A 21,755-nucleotide genomic window follows, 5' to 3' on the forward strand; every position below is an offset into this window, starting at 1 on the left:
CGGTGAAGGTCGTGCGGGCAGGGAGGCGTCCGGGATCAGGCCAGGAGCGCGGCGACGTCCTCGAGGTCCTCGAGGCGGCGGCCGGTGTGGAAGGGGAGCTCGTCGCGCACGTGCAGGCGCGCATCGGAGTAGCGCAGGTGGCGCATCATGTCGACGAGGTCGTGCAGATCATCGGCCTCGAAGGAGAGCAGCCACTCGTAGTCGCCGAGCGCGAAGGCGGCGACGGTGTTGGCGTTCACCTGCGGGTAGTCGCGGCCCAGCAGGCCGTGCTCGCGCAGCATGCGATTGCGCTCCTCGTCGGGCAGCAGGTACCACTCGTAGCTGCGCACGAAGGGGTACACGGTGATCCACTGCTTGCGCGTCGCGCTCGGGACCATGAACGAGGGGACGTGGCCCTTGGCGAACTCGGCCATGCGGTGCACGCCGACCGACGACCACTCGCGGTGCAGCCAGGTGCCGACCAGGGAGCGCTCGAACTCGCGCAGGCCGCGCTGCAGCGCCTCGGGGTCCTCGGCGGCGAGCCACAGCATCAGGTCGTCCTCGGCGCGGAAGCCGGAGACGTCGTAGAAGCCGAGGACCTCGACGCCCTCGGCTTCGATCAGCGGGACCGTCTGGGCGAGCGCCTCGGCGACCTGGGCGGCGGTGAGCTCGCCGTCCTCGGTCAGGCCCGAGAGGCGGCGGAACACGGTGTAGCTCGTGTACCGGGTGGTCTGCGCGATCTCCTCGGGGGTCGAGGCGGCGGCGTCGTTCATCGTGGGGTTCCTTCCGTGGGAGCGGTGGGAGAGATCGGGGTGGTCTGCGGGGCCTGCGCGGCGGCGGCGCGGGCGTCGTCGGCGCGGACGATCGCGTCGAGGCCGGTGCCGGCCCGCCAGGAGCCGACGAGCTCGAGGTCGTCCCGCGCCTCGAGGAGCGTCGCGAGCGCGTCGAGGGCGGCGCGGTGGCCGGGCCGGGGCCGGCGCATCGCCCGGTCCCAGTCGATCACGGCGGAGTCCGCGAGCTGGGAGCGGGTGAGCGGGGTGCCGAGGATCGCGGAGGCGTCGGCGAGGGCGAGGTCGACGATCTCCTCGCGCCCCGGCAGCTGCTCGCCGGGACGGCCGTAGGAGAGCCGCACCAGGTGCGGGGAGGCGGCCGACGGGAGGGCCTCGCGCAGCGCGCGCTCGACGTGCTCCCACTTGGCGCTCGCATGGGTGAGGGCCTTCGCGCGGATCCCCGGGGTGCCCGGCGCGACCAGCGCACCGGTCCCCGAGGGATGGGAGTCCAGGGCGGGGGCGTCCAGCACCAGGGCGACCAGCCGCACCGCGGCCGACGGGGTCTCCGGGATCGCCTCGGCGATCTCCGGCGCGGCCCCGGCGAGCAGGGAGCGGGCGGTGTCAGGAGGGCAGGCGAGCACGAGGCGGTCGGCCTCGAGCTGCTCGCCTCGGGCGGTGCGGACCCGCCACGGCTCGCCCTCGCGGTCCAGGCCCGTGACCTCCACGCCGGTGCGCACCATTCCGCCCGTGGCGAGCAGCTCCTCGCGCAGCGCCGCGGGAAGGGCCGCCATGGTCGGGGCGAGGGCGTGCACACGGGTCCCGGCGCTCGCGCCGGCCGTGCGGCCGGCGTCGCCCCGTCGTCCCCCGCCGCGCAGGCGGCGCACGGTCCGCACCAGCGAGCCGTGCTCGGCCAGGCCCGTCGCGAGCTGCGGGGAGGCGGCGGCGAGCTCGAGCTCGGCCGGATCGGCGGAGTGCACCCCGCCGACGATCGGGGCGACGAGCCGCTCGAGCACCCGTCGGCCCATCCGGCGTCCCACCGTCTCGGCGACGGTCGCCCCGGGCCCTGCGCCGACGCGGGCGGGCAGCAGGGGCTCGAGCGCCGCGCGCAGCGCCCCCGGCCAGCCGAGCACGGCGCGGACGTCGGCGGCGAGCGGTCGGCCGGGCACCCCGAGCAGGGCGCCGGCCGGGGCGCGGTGCACCCCAGCGGCGGAGACGATCCGGCTGCCGAGCCCCTCGCGCGGGGAGACGACCCGATCTGCGATCCCGAGCTGAGCGACCATCGCGTCGACCGCGCCGGAGGCGGTCGAGTACGCCTCCGCGCCCGCGTTCAGGGCGAGGTCGCCGGCGCCCGGGAGGGCGAGCTCCGCGACCGCGCCGCCGAGGCGGTCCTCGGCCTCGAGCAGCACCACGCGGTGTCCCGCGCGCTGGTGGCGTCGGGCGGCGAGCAGCCCTGCGAGGCCGCCGCCGACGACGAGGATCCGGGCGCTCATGCCTCGGGCGCCTCCGCGGCGCGCGCGACGCGCTGGGAGTGGAGGAAGGCGACCAGGTCGGTGAGGACCTGCGGGTCGGTGTCCGGCGGGACGCCGTGGCCGAGGTTCACCACGTGTCCGGCCGCGGCCGCGCCCGCCTCGAGCACGCCGCGCGCCTCCGCGAAGCGCGCCTCCTCCGAGGTGAACAGGACCGCGGGGTCGATGTTGCCCTGCACCGGGGTGCCGGCGGGGAGGACCTCCAGCGCCCGGTCCAGGCGCAGGCGGTGGTCCACGCCCATCGCGGTCGCGCCGGCGCCGAGCATCGGCAGCAGCAGGTGCGCGGCGCCGACGCCGAAGTGGATCCGCGGCACCGGCAGGTCCGCGACGTGGGCGAGCGCGGCGGCGGAATGGGCCTGGACGTGCTCGAGGTACTGCTCCTGCCCGAGAGCTCCCACCCAGGAGTCGAACAGCTGCACCGCGGAGGCGCCCGCGAGGACCTGGGCCCGCAGGAAGCGGCCCGACAGCTCCGCAACCCAGGTCGCCAGGCGCTCCCACAGGTCCGGGCGCGAGCGCATCAGCGCGCGGGTGCGCAGGTGGTCACGGCTGGGGCCGCCCTCGACCATGTAGCTCGCGACGGTGAAGGGAGCGCCGGCGAAGCCGATCAGGGGCGTGGTGCCGAGCTCCGCCACGGTCAGGCGCACCGCCTCGCTGATCGGGGCGAGCGCCTCCTCGTAGTCGTCGCCGAGCGGGGGCAGCGCCTCGATGTCGGCCTCGGTGCGCACGGGATGGTCGAAGACCGGGCCGACGCCCGGGCGGATCTCGACGCCGAGCCCGGCGAGGCGGGCGGGGACGACGATGTCCGAGAAGAAGATCCCGGCGTCCACGCCGTGGCGGCGCACCGGCTGGAGCGTGATCTCCGCGGCCATGTCGGGGCGGACGCAGGAGTCGAGCATCGTGGTGCCCTCGCGCAGCGCCCGGTACTCGGGCAGCGAGCGGCCCGCCTGACGCATGAACCACACGCTCGGTGTGTCGCTCCTCACGCCGCGCAGCTCCTGCAGCAGTGAGGCGTCGGCCACGCCGCCGTCGACGGCGGAGCGGCGCGCGGGGTGCTCCTCGGGGAGCGATCCGGGGCCCGTGGAGGGGTGCGCGGAAGGGGTCTCGGCAAGGGGTGCGGCAGCGGTGGCGAGCCCGGGGCCTGCGGCGTTCCCGGATGCTGACAGGTGTCGCGATCGATCTGACGCACCGTCGGCAAAAAGGGGCTCTGACATGGGGTTCTGGTTCATGACGCCCCCATTGTGCACACGTTCGCGCGCGGCGTCGTCCGACGGGTCCTCCGGGGGCGGAGCGAGGGGCGGACGTGTCTAGACTGAGGATCATGCTCGCTGCTCTCCGTGCCTCCCACGAGCATCTCGACCTCGAGATGCTCGACGCCCTGACCCGGGGTGCGGAGTCCCTGCCCGAGGCGCTCGAGGAGCTGCAGGCCGAGCGCGCCGGGACCGTCGGCGCCCCGCCCGTCGTCTCCGGAGCGGTGGTGCTCAGCACCTGCAACCGGCTCGAGGTCTACCTCGACACCGAGCGCTTCCACGAGGGCGTCGAGCTCGTGATCGACGCGGTCTCCCGCACCAGCGGCCTGGACCGCGAGGTGGTCTCCCTCTGCTTCGACGCCGCGATGGACGCCCCTGTCCCGCAGCACCTGTTCGAGGTCACCTCGGGGCTGCGGTCGATCGTGATGGGCGAGGCCGAGATCTCCGGCCAGGTGAAGCAGGCCTACGAGGCCGCGCGCCGCGCCGGTCGCACCACCTCGATGCTCCACGACCTCTTCCAGCACGGCTTCCGCTGCGCCAAGAGCGTCGCCACCCAGGCCCCCGTCGGCGCCGCGGGTCGCTCCGGCGCCTCCGTCGCGCTGGACCGCGCCGGGATGCAGCTCGGCGGCTTCGAGGGCCGCAGCGTGCTGATCGTCGGCACCGGCGCCTACGCCCGGCTGGGGCTGTCGGAGCTGGCGCGACGCGGCGTCTCCCGGATGCAGGTCTTCTCGCCGTCCGGGCGGGCGGCGGGCTTCGCCGAGCGCCACGGCGCGGAGGCCGTCGAGGCCGAGGGGCTCGAGCGGGCCCTGCGCGAGGCCGACCTGGTGCTGGCCGCCTCCGGTCGCGGCACCTCGCTGTTCCCCGAGCTGTTCCTGAACGCGGGCCGCACCGTCGTGCTCGACCTCGCGCTGCACTCCGACCTCCACCCCCTCGTGCGCCACCTCAAGGGCATCACCGTGCTGGGGCTGGAGGACCTGCGCCGGGAGGACCCGGACGGCGAGGACCCGGCGCTGGTGACCGCTCGCGGCATCATCGCCGAGAACGTCGAGGCCTTCCGCCAGCAGCAGGAGGTGCGCCGCATCGACCCGGCGATGGCCGCCCTGCGCCGCGAGGTGTTCGACGCGGCCGACGGGGAGATCGACCGCCTGCGCCGCGACGTCTCCGGGGAGACCGCCGACCAGCTCGAGCGCTCGGTGCGCCGCATCCTCGCCAGGGTCATGCACCAGCCCGCCGAGCGGGCCCGGCACCTGGCCGAGACCGGCTTCGCCGACGAGTACGTCTCCGCCTTCCACACGATCTTCGGGATCGACATCTCCTCCGCGCAGGGCGCCGAGGACCCGACGGTGCCCGCCGCGCCCGGAGCGGCCGAGCCCGTCCCGGCCGGCTGGATGCGCGTGGACCGCACCGTCCCGCCCGGCCCCGCCGACCTCGCGGGCCCGGCGGGAGCGGCCGCCCTCGCCGTCGGCGGCCGGCCCACCGGCGCGGCGCTCGCCCGGCGGACCCTGCGCGGCGGGGGCTGCCCGGCCGGGCACGACGCCGAGGGCTGAGACTCCCGGGACCGGGACCGCGGCCGGAGCCGCGATCCGCCGGTCAGCGTCGGGAGCGCCTCCACCAGCGGCGACGAGGCGCGGGAGCCACGGACGGCTCGAGATCCTCCGACGGCTCGGTCTCCTGCGAGTGCTCGAGCTCCTCGGGGTCGATCCGCAGGCCGTCCTCGTCGACCCACACGTCGGTCCAGCCGACGTCGGACTCGTCCCGGGGCACGAAGGGGCGACGGCCCGGCAGGAGCTCCTCGACCTCGGCCGCCGCCGGCTCCTGCGGGACGCGGACCTCCTCGCCGCGGTGCGGCACCGGGCAGGTCCAGAAGAACGGGCACCCCGGACAGCCGGCGGTCTCCTCGTCGGGAGCCGCCTCGCGCTGCATCGCGACGGTGTCGATCTGCTGCAGCATGCGCAGACGCGAGTCGTAGGGGTTGATCTCCATCTCGCGCCCAGCCTACTGCCGGGACGCGGGGCCGCCGCACCGGGCGGGTGACCGTAGGATCAGGTGTCGACCACCAGCACGAGGAGACCCGAATGAGCACCCCGGCCGAGCGCGTCCGCGACACCACCCGACGCCTTCTCACGCTGCTCGAGGAGGGCGAGTCCACGACGCCCGAGGCGATCACGCTGCGCGCCGAGCTCGCCGAGGCCACCGCCGAGGCGGGCCAGCTCGAGGACGCCTACTACCAGGCCGACGAGCTGCTCAAGGACGCGCGGCGCGAGCACGGCGAGGAGCACGAGGCGACCGTCCGGGCGCGCGCCGCGAAGGACGCGGTCGAGGAGATCGTCCGCCAAGGCTGAGCCGGCGCGGACCTCGGCCCGTCGGCCCCGCGCCTCACCAGCGGAAGCCGCCCTCCCGCAGGCGCGCATCGACCGCGTCCTGCATCGAGATCGCGTAGGTCTCGGTGATGTGGTCGTTGTCGAGCGAGACGCGCACGTTCCCGATCACCGGCGGGCACTCGCCGCCCGGGCAGATCAGGTCGTTGACGTCCAGCGGCACGACGGGGCCCGGCGCCTGCTCGAGCAGCGCCGCGTCCGGGCGCTCCTCGGCCAGCGGCGCCGGCAGGGGAGAGATGCAGGAGGGGTCCTCCGCGCCCTTCTCCTGCGTGCAGGGCACCGGCTCGACCTCCAGCCGCGGCTGGTCCCGCAGCGCCATCACCGTCGAGCCCTGCGCGCTGAGCGAAGCGAGGGTCTGCTCGATCCCGGGGACCAGCGTCTCCTCGTAGTCGGTGGAGAGGAAGGTCGTGTTCAGCACCACGGCCTCCGGCGCGATCTGCTCGATGTACGCCTCGGTGTCGGCGCTGAACTGGTCGCACACCTCATTGACCTCGGCATCGGGCGCGTAGGTGCAGCCGCCCTCCCACAGCGTGATCACGGTCCATCCCTCGCGCGCGGCGAGCGGGGCCAGTGCGCCGGTGAACTGCTCGATGCGAGAGTTGCCGGCGCTGACCAGCACCGGGCCGCCCTCCTCGCCGGGGATCTGCGCGCAGCGGGTGGAGAGCCGCTCGGCGGCCTCGCCCTGCGGCTCGAGAGCGCCCGTGCACGGCTCGGTCCCGGTGAACCAGTCCTTCCCGATCGTCGCCGCAGTGGGCAGCGGCTCGGCCGACGGGTCCGCGTCGGGGTGGACGGTGAAATCGGGGTCCAGCACGCGGGCGCCGGGGTTGTCGGCCACGGCGCGGGCCTCCGCCTCGCGCTGCTCGCCCAGCAGGTGCTGCTGCGCGCCGATCATCGGTGCGAGCGCGAGGACGAGGCAGCTGAGGACCACGAGGCCGCCGCGCCGCGCCTTCGCTCCCGCCCAGCGCCAGCGCCGGACCGGGGTGTCGACGACCTTCGTGAGCAGCCAGGCGAGCACCAGCGAGAGCAGGATCAGCATCAGCCCGTCGAGCAGGCCGGCGCGCTCCTTCCCGGCCCGGGCGAGGTAGAGGGTCAGCAGCGGCCAGTGCACCAGGTACAGGCCGTAGGAGATGTCGCCGAGCACCCGGCCGGGACGGGTCGAGAGCAGACGGTCCACGCCGAGGGGATGCCCGGTGGTGCCGGCGCACAGCACCAGCGCCGCGGCCGCGAGCGGCCAGGCCGCGATCCAGCCCGGGAAGGCGCCCTGCACGTCGACCAGCAGGCCGCAGGAGACGAGCCCGACGATGCCCGCCCAGCCCATCACCACCGGGACCAGGGCGGCGCGGGGACGGGGACGGCGGCGCCGGCCGGTGCGGGCGCGGCGCTCCTCCCAGACCGGGAGCGCCAGGCCCAGCAGGGACCCGGCCGCGAACTCCCAGAGCCGGGCGAAGGTGTCGAAGTAGGCGATCTCCTGCTGGACGGCGGTGGAGTGCACCGACCAGGCGAAGGACGCCACCAGCACGAGCGCGAAGACGACGGCGAGCACGCCGCGCACGGACCAGCCGCGCCACCGCGCCAGCAGCACGCCGCCCGCGATCAGCAGCGGCCACGCCAGGAACACCTGCCCCTGGATGGACAGCGACCAGAAGTGCTGGAAGGCCGAGGCGCCCGTCTCCTCCGCCGCGTAGTAGTCCACGCCCCGCTGGACCAGCACCCAGTTCTCCACGTGCAGCACCGAGCCGATCGCATCGGTGAGCGCGGTCATCCAGCGGTCCGCGGGAAGCACGAGGTACACCCCGGCGAGGGTCGCGAGCGCGACCACGGCCGTCGGCGGCAGCAGCCGCTTGAAGGTGCGGGCCCAGTAGGCCGGCGGTCGCATCGCCCGGCCCGCATCGGCCTTGCGCAGGAACGTCCCCACCAGCAGGAACGCGGAGATGAACAGGAACACGTCCACGCCGCCGGAGACCCGGTCGAACCAGACGTGGTAGAGCACGACCAGGCCGATCGCGAGGCCGCGCAGGCCGTGCAGCTCGGGGCGGAAGCGACCGGCGGGCGTGGTCCCGCCCGCGGGAGCGGCGCCGGCAGCGGCGGTCCCGGCGCGGGCGGGCGAGGAGGACTGCGAAGGCATGGAGCGGGACTCGGAGGATCTCAGGGAGGGACGGGAGGGGGAGAGGGGATGCGCGGGGCACCGTCGTGCGGGGCGTCAGCCCCGCAGGAAGGAGGCGCAGGCCTGCTGCAGCAGCAGCGGGTCCGCGGTCGCGCACATCTCGCGGGCGGAGTGCATGGACAGCAGGGTGATGCCCACGTCGATCGTGGTCATGCCCAGGCGGGTCGCGGTGATCGGCCCGATCGTGGAGCCGCAGGGCATGGCGTTGTGGGAGACGAAGTGCTGGTGCGGCACGCCGGCCCGCTCGCAGGCGGCGACGAAGGCGGCGATGCCGACGGCGTCGGTCGCATAGCGCTGCTGGGCGTTGATCTTCAGCATCGGACCCTCGCCGAGGCGCGGCCTGGTCACGGGGTCGTGACGCTCGGGGTAGTTCGGGTGCGCGGCGTGGCCGGCGTCCGCGGAGAGGACGAGGGAGGAGGCGAGGACCTGGCGGCGGCTCGCCTCGTCGCCGCCGAGCGCGGCGTGGACGCGCACCAGCACGTCCTCGAGGAAGGGGCCGGCGGCGCCGGAGCGGGTGGCCGAGCCGACCTCCTCGTGGTCGTTGGCGACCAACATCGCGATCGGGGCGGGGCCCTCCGCGGTCTCCGGGCGGGCGGCGCCGGCGACGGTCGCGAGCGCCTCCACCTCGGCGTGCACGGAGGTGAGGTTGTCGAGCCTGCCCGAGGCGAGGAACTCCTCGTCGGCGCCGAACAGCGCCGGGGCCTGCGCGTCGACGGTGACGACGTCGAGGCCGACGATGTCGGCGCGGCCCACCCCGGCGTGATGGGCGAGGATCTCCAGCACGTCCAGGCCCGCGAAGCCGAGCACCGGCTGCATGTGCCGCTGCGGGTCCAGGGTCAGGCCGTCCTTGTTCACGCCCCGGTCCAGGTGCACGGCGAGCTGCGGGATGCGCAGCAGCCCCGGCGTGTCCACGAGGACGGTCGACCCGTCGGCCAGGGCGACCCGGCCGGCCAGGCGCAGCTCGCGGTCCAGCCAGGAGTTCAGCAGCGGTCCGCCGTAGATCTCGACACCCACCTGGCTGAGCCCCTCGGCGCCGAAGCGGGGATCGGGCTTGACCTTCAGGGCGGGGGAGTCGGTGTGGGATCCGACGATCCGGAAGGGGGTGGCCGCGTCCGCGCCCTCGGGGGCGGACCAGGCGATGAGCGAACCGTCGCGCAGCACGTAGCGGTCGCCGGCGACGTCGCCTGCGGTCCAGGGCGCGGTCTCCACCAGCTCGGTGAAGCCCGCCGCGGAAAGGCGCCGGGCCGCCTCGCGGGCGGCGTGGAAGCTCGAGGGGGAGGCCGTGACGAAGGCGCCGAGGTCGAGCGCGGCGGCGCGGGCGCGGGAGGAGGGGGACGCGGCGGAGAAGGGGCTCACCCGTTCATTGAACCATCGGTGCCGCGGCAGGGGAGCATGCGCAGCAGCTTCGCGTCGCCCACCTGCAGCACCACCTCGGCGGCGCCGGTCTCGGAGATCTCGTTGAGCCCGGTGTAGGTCGCGGACCGGTCGTGGAGCTCCTTCGGCCCGAAGTCCAGCGCGTAGTCCACGCCGAGCTCCTCCGCCGCATCGCACACCTCGGGGTCCGTCTGCGCATCATCGAGATGGCCGTTGAGCAGGTGCACCTCGTCCTCCGCCTGGAAGCTCATGAAGGTGTTGAGCACCTCGCGGTCCGAGATCGCGTAGGCCAGCGAGCTGCCGTTCCAGGCGTTGGTCGCGATGACGGCGTCCTCGGGCACCACCTCCGGCAGCATCAGCAGCAGCGCCCGCTCGTCGTCGCTGAGCAGGTTGTCGCTGCGCCATTCGCGCTCGAGATATGTCTTGGACATGTCCGTGCTCGGGGAGAAGTAGCCCACGGCGATGATGGCGAGGCAGAGCGCGACGGCGAGGACGGCGCCGGCGGTGCCGCGCAGGACGGGCAGCAGCCGCGCGGCCCATCGCAGCAGCACGTCCAGGCCGACGGCGAGCAGCGGGACGGCGGCGGTCGCGAGCATCACCGTGATGCGGTTGTTGTCGCTGTACCAGTTGCCGGTGAGCTCGTAGCGCAGGTCGTCGACGGGCAGCGAGCGGGTCGCGACCGACAGGGCGCCCGCGGCGAGGAAGGCGATCACGAGCCAGCGGGAGCGGGAGCCGATCAGCACCGCGAGCGCGCACAGCGCCACGAGAACGCCGAGCGGCAGCCAGATCGGGGTCGCGTTCGGGGCGAGAGTGAGGGTCTGCCAGATCGCCTCCTCCGTCGTGGCGGTCGGGCCCCACACGGCGGCCGAGGCCTCCACAGGCCGGAACCGGTACCAGATGTCGTGGCCGACGACGATGACGAGGGCGGTCAGCGGCACGAGCACGGCCAGCCGGATCCCGGCGCGCGGGCGGCGGCGCACGAGGTCGGTCGCCGTGGCGAGCACGGCCCACACCATCATCGGCACGCCCATCACGAGCGCGACGAACACCCCCTGGGGATGGGCGAGCGCGACCGCCCCGAAGACGGCGGGCACCAGCACGCCGAGCTGCCCCCCGGTGAGGCGCTGGTCCCCGTCGGGCGCCAGGCGCACCAGGTGCACGATCAGCATCAGCACCAGCGGCATCATCGACAGCGAGTACAGATAGGGCAGCAGCACACCCCAGGACATCATCGACAGCGGGAAGGCGGAGGCGACCCCGGCCAGGGCGCCCGCGGCCAGCCAGCCGGCGGGGCCTGCGCTCGTGCCGGTGCGCACCAGCGCCATCAGCGCCAGCGGCCACACCGTCGTGCCCAGCAGCAGCATCACGAGGTTCGAGGCCAGGACGATGTCCTGTCCGGAGAGCTGGACGACCAGGCTCACGGTCTGGTGCCAGAGCGCGGGGTAGAAGGTCTCCTCGCCCGGCAGGGTGGTCATCCCGCCCACGGTCCAGGCGGAGCCGTCGCCGAGGCGGAGGATGTGCCGCACGGCGTTGAGGTGGAAGACGTTGTCGTAGGACTGGTTGACCCGGAACAGGCCGCCCATCATGTCCAGCGCGCGCAGCAGGATGTACCCGCCGCCGATCGCGAGGCCGAGCAGGATCGTGGCGGCGCGGCCGCGGCGGGTGGCGAGACCGCGGCCGAGGGCGGTGCCGGGGACGCCCGTGGTCGTCGTGGCTGTGGCAGTGGTCGTCGCCGCGGCGGTCGCCGTGCACGTGGAGGTCGCCGTGCACGTGGAGGAGGCGGCGCCCTCGGTGTCGTGCGCTGCGTCGGGGGTCGCCGCGTCGGCGCCGTCGGCCGCTACGCCCGCGTCCTCCGCCGCGACGCGGTGCTCCGCCGCGTCGTGCGCGACGGGTTCCGGGGCGGCGCCGGCGCGGTGGGTGTGCCGGGAGCGGCGCCGGCCGATGCCGGCCGACCACAGCAGGCCGCCGACGACCAGGCCGAGCACGAGCGGGGAGAGCACCGTCCAAGGGATGGAGAGGAGGCGGCCGAGCTCCGCGGAGGCGGCGATCAGCACGGCCGAGACCGGGGTCACCACGGCGAGGGCCGTCAGCGGCCGCAGCCGCAGCGCCAGGACCGTCGGCAGTCCGGGTGCACCGAGCACGAAGAGTGCCGCGAGCAGCACGGCGAGCACTCTCAGAGCGTCCACGCACGGCCTCCTGCATCACGTCGGCGGGGCGTGGGCGCCCCGAGGGTCCGGATCATGCTAGTCGTCCGTCGGCCCTGCGACCTGCTCATCCGGTCGCCGCCGCGAGCTCGCGCGTCACCGCCGGGGCGAGGACCTCCTCGACGAACACGCGGGTCAGGTGGTCGGCGTCCATGTAGACATAGGTGTCGCCGAGGATCGGGGAGCAGCGACCGTCCGGGCAGATCTCCTCCGTGAGGTCCAGCACCCTCACGGAGGAGCCGGGACCGGTGAGGGTCTCGAGCGAGGTCCCGGGGTTCTCGGGCGCGAGCTTCGCGGAGGCGTCCGCGCCGCAGGCCTCGTCGGCCTCGACCGGGGTGCCGCCGCCCTCGATCACCGCCTCCGGGCAGGCGTACTGGTCCGCCTCCCAGCGCGGCGTGTCCCGCATCGCGAGCACGTCGATGCCGCGGTCCAGCAGGGTCTGCACGGCGCCCTCGGTGCCCTCCGGCAGGGTCTCCGCGGCGGAGTCGGGGGCGGTCTGGGTCACGGTGGTCACCACGAGGTCGGGCTCGACGGCGTCGAGGTACTCCAGCACCCACTCGTCGTAGCCCGCGCAGTAGGGCCACCGCTCGGTGCCGGCGAGGAAGCCGCAGCCGTCCATCGCGAGGTTCACCACCTGGGCGTCGCGGGCCTCGGCCGTGGGCAGCAGGGCTGGGATGTACTGGCGGGCGTGGGAGCTCCCGACCACCACGATCGTCTCGGACGGCTCCGCGTCCCCGGGCAGCAGCTGCTGACAGCGCGTGTGCGGGAAGTCGCTCGCGGGATCCCACGCGCCCGAGCAGCTCTCGGGCAGCTCGGGCCACTGGTTGCCGAGGTCCCAGCCCTCCGGGCGCAGCTGCGCCGGGGCCTCGGTCGCGACCTCGTCGGTGGGGACCGCGTCCTCGCCCGCGACCGGCGGGGAGGACGGGGTGCGCTGCAGCGCGCCCCACCAGCCGCCGGCCGCTCCTGCCACGAGGGCGACGCTCGCCGCGACCGCGACGAGGGCGCGCCAGGGACGGGCCTCGAGCCAGCGGGAGCGGCGCACCGGCGCGTCGACGGCGCGGGTGAGCAGCCAGGCCAGCAGCACCGCGGCCGCGAGCACCGCGAACCCGTCCAGCAGGCCCGCGCGCTCCTGGCCGCTGCGGTGCAGCCAGAGCACCAGCAGCGGCCAGTGCACGAGATAGAGGGCGTAGGAGATGTCGCCGATGAACGCGGCCGGACGGGTGGACAGCAGTGCATCCACGCCCCAGCGTCGCCCCGAGTGCCCGGCGACGACCACGGCCGCGGCCGCGGCGAGCGGCCAGATCGCGATCCAGCCCGGGAACATCGAGGAGACGTCCAGCACGATCCCGCAGGCCAGGAGCGCGGCGATGCCGGCCCAGCCGGCCAGGGCGCGCAGGGTGCGCATCCGCGGCGGGACCCCGTCCTCGGGGCGGCGGGCGCCGGTGATCCGGTCCAGCACCGGCAGGGAGAGGGCGAGGAGAGAGCCCGCGGCGAACTCCCACATCCGGGCGGCGGTGTCGAAGTAGGCGATCTGCTGCTGGGACTGGGTGGAGAGGATCGACCAGGTCAGCGAGACCGCACCGATCACCGCGATGATCGCGATCAGCGGTCGGCGCACCGATCTCCCGGCGCGGGCCCGTCGTACCACCAGCAGGAACAGCAGCGGCCACACGATGAACGCCTGTCCCTGCACCGACAGCGACCAGAAGTGCTGCAGCGGGGAGGCTGCCCCGGCGTCCCGGGCGTGGTAGTCGACCTGCATCGCCACCAGCAGCGCGTTCTGCAGGTAGACCGCGGAGGCGACGGCCTGCTGCATGATCGTCGGCCAGATCGAGGGGGGCAGCAGCAGCGCGGTCGCCAGCAGCGTGAGCAGGATCGTCACCGCTGCGGGCGGGAGCAGGCGCTTGAAGGTGTGCAGCCAGTAGCGGGGCACGCCGAGGGGGCGGCCGCTCTCGAGGCGGCGCACGAAGGTGCCGGTGAGGAAGAAGGCGGAGAGGAACAGGAAGACGTCCACGCCGCCGGAGACCCGGCCGAGCCAGATGTGGTAGACGGCGACGAGCCCGAGCGCGACGGCGCGCAGGCCGTGCAGCTCGCGGCGGAATGCGGGCCGCGGCGGCGTAGGGGCGCCGGTCGGTGCGGGGCCGGCGGCGACGCCGACGGACGGGGCGCTCGCCGCGTCACGCGATCGGCTCTCCTCGCCCTCGGGCCGCCAGGTGCCGGAGACGGAGCCGCTGGTGGACCAGGCGTCCTCCGCCTCCCGCTCGGCATGCGCCTCGACGGGGCCCTGCAGCCAGTCGTCCAGCGACGAGGTCGAGGAGGGCAGGGCGTCCGCGGTCCACGCGGCGAGGGAGGAGCGCGGACGGGACGGGGCGGGGGTGGTCGTGGCTGCGGGCTCGGGCGTCGGGCCGAGCGCCGGTGCGTCCTCGGCCTCCTGCGTCCAGTCGGAGAGGTCGTCGGCCAGGCGCGGGGCGTCGCCCTCGGCGTGCTCCCCGTCCTCCTGCGGCCGTGCCGGTCCGCCCCCGCGGCGCGGAGCGAGCGGGTCACTGGGGGAGCTGATCGCGCACCCCTCCCGACGAGGCCCGGCCGACCGCGCGGGCCACGGGGATCGTCGACGGCAGCGACGACGCCGAGGCGTCGGTCGGGGGTGTCGACATGGTCCCTCCTGCGGTGCGGGTCGTGCGGCCTCCGCGATCTTACGGCGCGGTAGGCCGTGGGACCATGGGACGGTGACCACGCCCCCGCCCCCTGCGCCCTCCGCGGCCGAGACGCCTGCCGCCGCCCCGTCCCCCGCCGACGTCGGCTTCGAGATCACCGCCCGTCACGGCGAGAAGGCCCGCGCCGGGGTGATCACCACCCCGCACGGCGACATCGCGACCCCGGCCTTCGTGCCGGTGGGCACCAAGGCGACGGTGAAGAGCGTGCTGCCGGAGTCGATGGCGGAGCTCGGCGCGCAGGCGCTGCTGGCGAACGCCTACCACCTCTACCTCCAGCCCGGCCACGACCTCGTGGACGAGGCGGGCGGCCTCGGCGCCTTCATGAACTGGCCGGGTCCCACCTACACCGACTCCGGCGGCTTCCAGGTGATGAGCCTCGGGGCCGGCTTCCAGAAGGTGCTCTCCTCCGAGTTCTCCGGCGGCGAGAAGGCCCGCACCGCCAACGGCGAGGACGACGCCGTCCGCGAGGGCAAGGAGCGTCTCGCCCACGTCGACGACGACGGCGTCACCTTCCGCTCCTTCATCAACGGCGACGAGCACCGCTTCACCCCCGAGATCTCCATGCAGATCCAGCACGGCCTCGGCGCGGACATCATGTTCGCCTTCGACGAGCTCACCACGCTCATGAACTCCCGCGGCTACCAGGAGCAGGCGCTCGAGCGCACGAGGCTGTGGGCGCTGCGCTGCCTGGCAGAGCACGCCCGTCTCACCCACGAGCGCACCCACCGCCCGTACCAGCAGCTGTGGGGCGTCATCCAGGGCGCGCAGTACGAGGACCTGCGACGACAGGCCGCCCATGACCTCGGCGGCATGGAGGTCGAGGGCTGGTCCTTCGACGGCTTCGGGATCGGCGGGGCGCTGGAGAAGGAGAATCTCGGCACCATCGTCGGCTGGGTGACCGACGAGCTGCCCGAGGACAAGCCCCGCCACCTGCTGGGCATCAGCGAGGTCGACGACCTCTTCGTCGCGATCGCCGCCGGGGCCGACACCTTCGACTGCGTCTCGCCCTCGCGCGTGGCGCGCAACAGCGCGGTCTACACCCGCACCGGCCGCGTGAACCTCACCGGCTCCCGCTACCGCCGCCAGTTCGCGCCGATCGACGAGACCTGCGACTGCTACACCTGCACCCACTACACCGCCGCCTACGTCCACCACCTCTTCCGGGCCAAGGAGATGCTCTCCTCGACCCTGTGCACGATCCACAACGAGCGCTTCGTGGTGCGGCTGGTGGACCGGATCCGGGCCTCCCTCCAGGACGGCACCTTCGACGCCCTGCGGGAGGAGACCACCGGCGCCTACTACGGCGAGCCGCGGTGAGCGAGGACCAGGCGCCGGCCGGTGAGCACGCGCCGGATGCGGCGACGGCGCTGGGCCTGGCGGTGGTGCTGCTCGCGCTCGCCGGGATCTGCGCCCTGCTCGGCGACCACTTCGTGCTCGGTGCGCTGCGTCTCGCGGCCGGGATGCTCGCCGGGGCCGGGGTCGGGGCGCTGCTGATCGCACTGCTCGGCTGTCGCCTCCGCCGACGGACGCGGACGCTCCTCGCCGCGGGCCTCGCGCTCGTCGTGGCCCTCGCCCTCACCGTCCCCGCCGTGCTCGCCACGCGCGTCGACTCGCTGGAGAGCGCCGCCGCCGCGGAGATCGCACCGCTCGGCGAGGGGGACACGGTCGCCTCCGCCCCCGGCGGGCAGGGGCCCGTGCTGGTGCGCCGCGCCGACGGGACCGCGCAGCTGCTCGAGCCCGCGACCGGAGCGCGCGAGGTCGAGTCCGCGCCCGACGACGTGCTCGCCCTCTCCGCCGACGGGACCCGGCTCGTCCAGGTGAGCGGGGAGGTCACGCGGGTGCACGAGCTCGGCGGCGGGAGCGATGCCGAGGGGAGCGGCGCCGGCGAGGTCGGGGGCCGCTCCGCACCCGTCGAGGTGGCCGGGACCCCGCTCGCCCTCGACGGCGATCTGCTCGTGGTCCGCGACTGCGAGGAGGACGTCTGCCGGGTGCGGGGCATCGACCTGGCCGCCCCCGACGAGCCGCTGTGGACCGTCATGGACGCCGAGGAGACCCGCGGACCCGACCAGGCCGGCCTCGCGCTCCCCGCCCGGGCCGAGGCCCCGCCCGGCCTGCTCGACGCCGTCGCCGCGACCGGGGTGCTGCCGTCGGTGCCGCTGCGCTTCGACCCCGCCCAGGGCTGGCTGCAGATCGATGCCGCCACCGGGTTCCCCGTCGGCCGGGTCCTCGCCCCCGCCGACGCCGACTGCCGCATCGCGGCGACCCCCGCCCCGCCCGACCCGCAGTCCGTGCAGGAGCAGGGACCGCTCGTGCTCACCGTCTGCGCGGGGGAGGACGGTGCGCTGACCGCGACCGCCTTCCGCGACGGCGCACCGAGGTGGGAGTCCGCGCCCTCCCCGGCCGGGGACTGGACGGTGCTGCTCGAGGCGGGCCGCGTCCTCGCCTCCGGCACCGAGGCCGGGACCACGACCGAGGGCGAGATCCTCGCCTCCGAGCACGGTGCGGACTGGACCGCGCCGGGCGGGGACGGCGTGGCGCAGGCCGAGGCGTTCACCGCCCGCATCGGCATCGACGGGACCCGGATGGTGCTGACCAACGAGGCCGGGCAGCTCCTCGCCTACGACACCGCGACCGGGACGAACAGCTGGACCCTCCCGCTCGACGACCCCGAGGCCGAGGTGCGCGGCGGCCTCGCCTCGGGCACCGCCGTCGTGCTCGACGAGATCGCGCGGGAGGAGCCCCTGGACCCCCGCGGCGCGCAGCGGCTGCGCGTGATCACCGCCGAGGACGGCGAGGTGAGCGAGGAGCTCGTCCTCGACGAGGAGGTCACCGCCTGGCACCCCCTCAGCGGCGGACGCGCCCTGATCAGCACCGACGAGGGGGCCGTGCTGCTCGGGGGCTGATCGGGCCGCCGCTGCGGACGGTGACGGGCCCGGTCCCCGCATGCGGAGACCGGGCCCGTCCCGGAGTGCGGCCGTGCCTCAGGCCGTTGCGGCCTCGTTCTTCCGGCCCCAGGCCATGACCATGTACGAGCCGACCAGCAGCGCTGCGGCGACCACGAGCACGCGCAGGAGCTCGGCGATGCCCGCGACGGTGTAGATCGTGCCCATGTCGTAGGAGTTGCCCGCGATGGCGGCGCCGAGGAACCCGGCGACGAAGCTGACGATCCAGTACAGGACCACCGAGACGATGACGGTCGCCGCCACGATGATCGCGCCCGTGCGGCCACGGCCGCTGAACTGGATCGCCGCGATGATCGAGACGACCAGGAGACCGATCGAGAAGATCAGGTTCGCGATCCATGCCAGGAGCGTGCCGATGCTCCCGAGGCCCATGCCCACGGAGATCTCCTCCATGTCCGCCGGGTTGCCGTTGGCCGCCATCATGAACATGAAGATCGGCGTCGCCAGTCGAGCGATCACGGCGAGCGCCGACAGGACCAGCAGGGCGATTCCGAGCTTCTTGGCCAGCGCGCCCTTCCCGGCGACGGGTGACGTCGACGCGGCCGCGGCCGTGCCGGGGTAGCCGCTGGTGCCCGGGTACCCGCCCGGGGCGGGCGGCGGCGAGGCCTGGCTCCACTGCTGCGGGGCGGGCGAGGCCTGGCCCGCCGACTGCTCACCCCACTGCGGGGCGGCCGGCGCGGGAGAGGGCTGCCCCCACTGCGACTGCGGAGCCGGCTGCTGCCCCTGCGGGGAGTTCTGCCCCCACTGTCCCTGATCGCCGTCGGCGCCCCACTGGCCGTTCTGCGGCCCGTACCCCTGAGTCATGCTTCTCCCTCATCGCCCCGTATGACGGGGCTATTGCGTCGTGGCGCCACGACGGCGCCCGCTCCAGCGTAGCGGGCCGCACTTCGGCTCAGGCGCCCCGGAGGTGACGAGCGGGTTGCGATCGTCGACCCTCACCCGGAGCAGGTGGTAGGAACCGGTGCCCGGGAAGGACCTGGGGCTGGGGCCGGGACGTGGCTGGGCCGGCGGCCTCCCCGCGGAGGGCGAGGTGGCCGCCGGCCCGAGCGAGGCTCAGCGCCCGGCAGGCGCGAAGCGGATCCGGAAGCTCTCCTCCCGGGCGGTCAGCACGTGCTGGGGCAGCGGCTCCGGACCGCAGGCCGCCGAGCCCACGCCGTGCAGCGCCGCCGAGAGGGTCACCCAGGTGCGGCCGTCGGGACGCAGCGCCCCGTCGTGCGCACGGACGTCGAGCTCCGCGGTCGACCACGGCCGTACCGCGAGGCCGAGACCCTCCGGCGCGGTGAGCTCGAGGCCGGAGCCCGCCTCCCCGCCGCTCAGCACGGCCCGCACCACGCCCGCACGGTTGCCGTTCTCCTGCGGGAACACGTACGGGACCTGCAGCTCCTCGACGCTCGCGGTGCGGCGCGCGAAGGTGGTGCCGCCGCCGGTGTCCGGGTACATCTCGTGCGGGCCGAAGCCCTCGTACTCCACCTCGCCCGGTGCCGCCGGCAGTGCGAAGCTCCACCCGATCCGCGGCAGCGGCAGGTCCTCGGGCCACAGCGCCGACGGGGTCACCGTCACCGCGAGCTCGACCCCGTCCGCGTCGGCGCGCCAGGACTCGGTGACGTCGGCGTGCAGGGCGTTGCCGTCCAGCCCGATCCGGGAGCGGACCACGAGCTGCTCGCCGCTCGCCTCGATCCCGACCAGGCGGCGACGGGCGACGTCCAGCCCGATCCGCTTCCACCGCGCCTCGAGCGGGTAGCGGGTGCGGGCCCGCTCGTTGTCCACCGGGGCGCGGTACAGGTCCGCCCCCGCGTGCCCGAGGGCGAGCTCGCCGAGGCCGACGAGCCGGCCCAGGTCGTCCAGGCGCGCGGGCCCCACCTGCCAGGTGCCGTCGGCCGCCTGCTGCGGCGCGATCGCCGCGGCGGGGGCCGGGGTGACCGAGGCGGCCAGACGCTCCGCGTCCACGTGCGAGGCCGCGACGATCTCGTGCCCGGCCGGGACCGGCCCGTCGGCCTCCCGGGTCGTGAGCCGAACCGTCACCGCGGCATGCTCGCCCTCCGGCAGCGCCAGCTCGGCGCTCTCGCCCGGGGCGAGGGCCGGCAGCTCGAGCTCCTGCCAGCTCGCCTGCAGGTCGGTGGAGACCTCGGCGCGCAGGTGGGAGAGGTCCGAGAAGGCATAGCGGTTCACGATGCTCGCCGTGGCGGCGCCGACCTCGAGGCCGACGGGGGAGTAGTGGTGCTTCGCGTCCAGCAGCGCCGGCGACGGGGTGCGGTCGGGCAGCAGCAGTCCGTCGGCGACGAAGTTCCCGTCGTGCAGGCGCTCGCCGAAGTCGCCGCCGTAGCCGTAGATCTCGTTGCCCTCGGCGTCGGTGGTGAGCAGGCCGTGGTCGATCCACTCCCAGATGAAGCCGCCGTGCAGCGCCGGGTAGCGGTGGACGAGGTCCATGTACTCCTTCAGCGCGCCGGCGCCGTTGCCCATCGCATGCGCGTACTCGATCCACAGGAAGGGCTTCGACAGCGCCGGCATCGGCGACTCGTCGGAGCCGAAGCCCGTCTCGCCCGGGTCCACGCCCAGGTGGTGCAGCATCCCGATGAGCTTCTCGCGGTACTCCTCGGTCAGCGCCCGACGGCCGATCTGCTCGGTCTCGTCATGGGTGGGGTACATCAGCGAGAAGACGTCCACGGTCTCGGCGCGGTAGTCCTGCTCGTAGATGACGGGGCGGGTCGGGTCCGTGTTGCGGACCGTCTCGATCATCGCCTCGGTGACCGGGCCGGTGGAGGCCTCGTTCCCGATCGACCACATGACGATCGAGGCGTGGTTGCGGTCCCGCAGCACGAAGCGCTCGGACCGCTCGCACAGCATCGGGCGGAAGCGGTCGTCCGCCGCCGGGCGCTCGGCCGCGCCGGTGCCGTCCTCGCCCCAGGTGGAGTCGACGTGGAAGCCGTGGGTCTCGAAGTCGCCCTCGCAGATCACGTACAGGCCCGCCTCGTCGCACACCTCGAGGAAGCGCTGGTGGGGCGGGTAGTGGGAGGTGCGCACGGCGTTGAGGTTGTGCTGCTTCATCAGCGCGACGTCCAGGTCCTGGTTCTCCAGGTGCTGGGTGCGGCCGACGACCGGATCCGCCTCGTGACGGTTCACGCCGCGGAACACGATCCGCTCGCCGTTGACGCGGAAGATCTCCCCGTCCACCTCCACGCGGCGGAAGCCGAGCTTCAGCGTCACCGTCTCGGTGCCGGCGTCGGTGGAGACGCTCGCCTCGTACAGCCGCGGCGACTCGGCGCTCCAGGGGGAGACCTCGCCAGCGGCGATCTCGGTCCCGTCGGCCGCGGCCTCGATCCCGAGCTCCGGGATCCGCACCGTCGCGGGGACGATCCCGCCGTCCGCGCCGTAGGCGGTGGCGGTGAGGGTGCCGCGGCCGGTCGCGGGGTCGAAGTCCGCGTGGGTCGCGAGGTCGTGGATCCCGCCGGCGGGGCGCAGCAGCAGGTCGACGGAGCGGAAGATGCCGGAGGCCCACCACATGTCCTGGTCCTCGACGTAGGTGTTCGCCGACCACTGCACGACCCGCACGTCCAGGCGGTGCTCGCCCGGGGCCGAGAGGGCGTCGGTGACGTCGAACTCCTGGGTCAGGCGCGAGCCGGAGGTCACGCCGATCTCGGTGCCGTCGATCCAGACCTTCGCCGCGGAGTCCACGCCCTGGAAGCGCAGCAGCACCTTCGCGCCGGAGGCGAGGGAGTCGGTCCAGTCGGCGGGGACGGTGACGGTGCGGGAGTAGTGGCCTGTCGGGTTCTCGTCCGGGACGTGGGGGACGTCCATCGGGATGGGGTAGACGACGTTGGTGTACTGCGGGGCGCCGTGGCCCTGCAGCTGCCACAGCCCCGGCACGGCGATCTCGCCGGGCTCGCCCAGGTCGGTGCCGTCGGCGCGGGTGCCATAGCGGAACTGCCAGGTCCCGTCGAGGCTCAGCGCGGGGGCGTCGGAGTGCAGGTGCGCGCGGCCGCGGAGGCGGTTGCGGCCGCCGGCGAGGTCCTCCCACCAGCGGTCGGTGCGGTCGGCGGGCGGGAGGGCGCCGTCCTGCGAGGTGCGCGTGTCCTGGGGGGTGGGGGTGCTCATCGGTGAGTCTCTCCTGGGTCGGCGGGGCGGTCACGAGACGGTGTCGTGAACGTTCACGAACGAGTGTACCCACGCCTTCGTCGGCCTGTGTGCGGAGCCTTGGGTCCGCACGACGCCGAGTGGCGGGGGGGGGGGGGGGGGGGGGGGGGGGGGGGGGGGGGGGGGGGGCCCCCCCCCCGGGGGGGGGGGGGCGGGGGGGGGGGGGGTCCCGGGGGGCCCCCTCCGGGGGGGGGGGGGGGGGGGGGGGGCGTCGGGGGGGGGGCCCCGACGGGGGCGTCTCGTGCGGCGCCGCGTCGAGCGCCTCGAGGACGGCCGCGACGAGCGCCTCGTCGGTCGGGGCGGCG

The 21,755-nt window shown here is 74.8% G+C and carries 14 protein-coding genes; 4 read left to right on the top strand and 10 right to left on the bottom strand.

Annotated features, from left to right (window positions below; translation table 11 throughout):
• Positions 1-35 precede the first annotated feature (35 nt).
• The 3 genes from hemQ to hemE are packed head-to-tail and all read right to left on the bottom strand — an operon-like array spanning position 36 to position 3,294.
• Positions 36-752: a hydrogen peroxide-dependent heme synthase gene (gene hemQ, locus DS079_RS10190; RefSeq protein ID WP_126987163.1), complete on the bottom strand. Its 717-nt coding sequence runs from the start codon at positions 750-752 to the stop codon at positions 36-38.
• Positions 749-2,239: a protoporphyrinogen oxidase gene (hemG, locus tag DS079_RS10195; protein ID WP_126987166.1), complete on the bottom strand. Its 1,491-nt coding sequence runs from the start codon at positions 2,237-2,239 to the stop codon at positions 749-751. Before hemG ends, hemQ begins: the two co-directional genes overlap by 4 nt.
• A complete protein-coding gene (gene hemE, locus DS079_RS10200; RefSeq protein ID WP_126987169.1) occupies positions 2,236-3,294 on the bottom strand; it encodes a uroporphyrinogen decarboxylase in 1,059 nt (352 codons plus the stop codon). Before hemE ends, hemG begins: the two co-directional genes overlap by 4 nt.
• Before the next feature lie 299 nt (positions 3,295-3,593).
• Here hemE and DS079_RS10205 point away from each other — a divergent pair, with 299 nt between their 5' ends.
• Positions 3,594-5,069, top strand: a complete 1,476-nt coding sequence (locus tag DS079_RS10205; protein ID WP_126987172.1) for a glutamyl-tRNA reductase — start codon at positions 3,594-3,596, stop codon at positions 5,067-5,069.
• A gap of 43 nt (positions 5,070-5,112) precedes the next feature.
• Here DS079_RS10205 and DS079_RS10210 read toward each other — a convergent pair whose 3' ends face one another.
• A complete protein-coding gene (locus tag DS079_RS10210; RefSeq protein ID WP_126987175.1) occupies positions 5,113-5,505 on the bottom strand; it encodes a hypothetical protein in 393 nt (130 codons plus the stop codon).
• A gap of 92 nt (positions 5,506-5,597) precedes the next feature.
• On the opposite strand from DS079_RS10210, the gene DS079_RS10215 reads away from it, so the two are divergent.
• Entirely contained in the window at positions 5,598-5,864 is a 267-nt protein-coding gene (locus DS079_RS10215; RefSeq protein ID WP_126987177.1) for a hypothetical protein, read from the top strand.
• 34 nt (positions 5,865-5,898) lie between these two features.
• Here DS079_RS10215 and DS079_RS10220 read toward each other — a convergent pair whose 3' ends face one another.
• The 4 genes from DS079_RS10220 to DS079_RS10235 all read right to left on the bottom strand — a co-directional run bounded on the left by DS079_RS10220 (position 5,899) and on the right by DS079_RS10235 (position 14,376).
• Entirely contained in the window at positions 5,899-8,025 is a 2,127-nt protein-coding gene (locus DS079_RS10220) for an acyltransferase family protein (protein ID WP_126987180.1), read from the bottom strand.
• A gap of 75 nt (positions 8,026-8,100) precedes the next feature.
• On the bottom strand, positions 8,101-9,420 hold the full coding sequence (locus DS079_RS10225; protein ID WP_126987183.1) for a M18 family aminopeptidase: 1,320 nt from the start codon (positions 9,418-9,420) through the stop codon (positions 8,101-8,103).
• Positions 9,417-11,624, bottom strand: coding sequence for a DUF6541 family protein (locus tag DS079_RS10230; RefSeq protein WP_126987186.1), 2,208 nt, complete (start codon positions 11,622-11,624; stop codon positions 9,417-9,419). The genes DS079_RS10225 and DS079_RS10230 overlap by 4 nt, the downstream gene beginning before the upstream one ends.
• Positions 11,625-11,709: 85 nt before the next feature.
• Complete coding sequence (locus DS079_RS10235) at positions 11,710-14,376, bottom strand: acyltransferase family protein (protein ID WP_164736193.1); 2,667 nt, start codon at positions 14,374-14,376, stop codon at positions 11,710-11,712.
• On the opposite strand from DS079_RS10235, the gene tgt reads away from it, so the two are divergent.
• Together tgt and DS079_RS10245 are read left to right on the top strand one after the other, a co-directional pair.
• Entirely contained in the window at positions 14,369-15,673 is a 1,305-nt protein-coding gene (gene tgt, locus DS079_RS10240) for a tRNA guanosine(34) transglycosylase Tgt (protein WP_126987189.1), read from the top strand. The genes DS079_RS10235 and tgt overlap by 8 nt on opposite strands.
• Positions 15,670-17,259: a hypothetical protein gene (locus DS079_RS10245; protein ID WP_126987192.1), complete on the top strand. Its 1,590-nt coding sequence runs from the start codon at positions 15,670-15,672 to the stop codon at positions 17,257-17,259. Before tgt ends, DS079_RS10245 begins: the two co-directional genes overlap by 4 nt.
• A gap of 78 nt (positions 17,260-17,337) precedes the next feature.
• On the opposite strand, the gene DS079_RS10250 is transcribed toward DS079_RS10245, so the two are convergent.
• Together DS079_RS10250 and DS079_RS10255 are read right to left on the bottom strand one after the other, a co-directional pair.
• Positions 17,338-18,123, bottom strand: coding sequence for a hypothetical protein (locus tag DS079_RS10250; RefSeq protein ID WP_126987195.1), 786 nt, complete (start codon positions 18,121-18,123; stop codon positions 17,338-17,340).
• A gap of 249 nt (positions 18,124-18,372) precedes the next feature.
• On the bottom strand, positions 18,373-21,411 hold the full coding sequence (locus tag DS079_RS10255) for a glycoside hydrolase family 2 TIM barrel-domain containing protein (RefSeq protein ID WP_126987198.1): 3,039 nt from the start codon (positions 21,409-21,411) through the stop codon (positions 18,373-18,375).
• Between the last annotated feature and the right edge of the window lie 344 nt (positions 21,412-21,755).

Source organism: Brachybacterium paraconglomeratum (assembly GCF_003994255.1).
Taxonomy (GTDB): Bacteria; Actinomycetota; Actinomycetes; order Actinomycetales; family Dermabacteraceae; genus Brachybacterium; species Brachybacterium conglomeratum.